Consider the following 330-nt stretch of genomic DNA (forward strand, 5'->3'; position numbering starts at 1 on the left):
TCAGACCAGCTAGGGATCGTCGCCTTGGTGAGCCCTTACCTCACCAACTAGCTAATCCCACCTAGGCATATCCTGACGCGAGAGGCCCGAAGGTCCCCCTCTTTGAGCCGAAGCTATTATGCGGTATTAGCCATCGTTTCCAATGGTTATCCCCCACATCAGGGCAATTTCCCAGGTATTACTCACCCGTCCGCCGCTCGACGCCATTATCGTCACCCGAAGGGTCAAATAACTCGTTTCCGCTCGACTTGCATGTGTTAGGCCTGCCGCCAGCGTTCAATCTGAGCCATGATCAAACTCTTCAATTAAAGTTTTGTGCATCTAAGATGC

1 rRNA gene is annotated in these 330 nt (G+C 52.1%); it reads right to left on the reverse strand.

The features are described from left to right. Positions 1–308: ribosomal RNA gene (locus tag QQK21_RS04315) — 16S ribosomal RNA — on the reverse strand; the annotation flags it as partial. Positions 309–330 lie beyond the last annotated feature (22 nt).

It is taken from the genome of Vibrio zhanjiangensis (assembly GCF_030161235.1).
In the GTDB taxonomy this organism is placed as follows: Bacteria; Pseudomonadota; Gammaproteobacteria; order Enterobacterales; family Vibrionaceae; genus Vibrio; species Vibrio zhanjiangensis.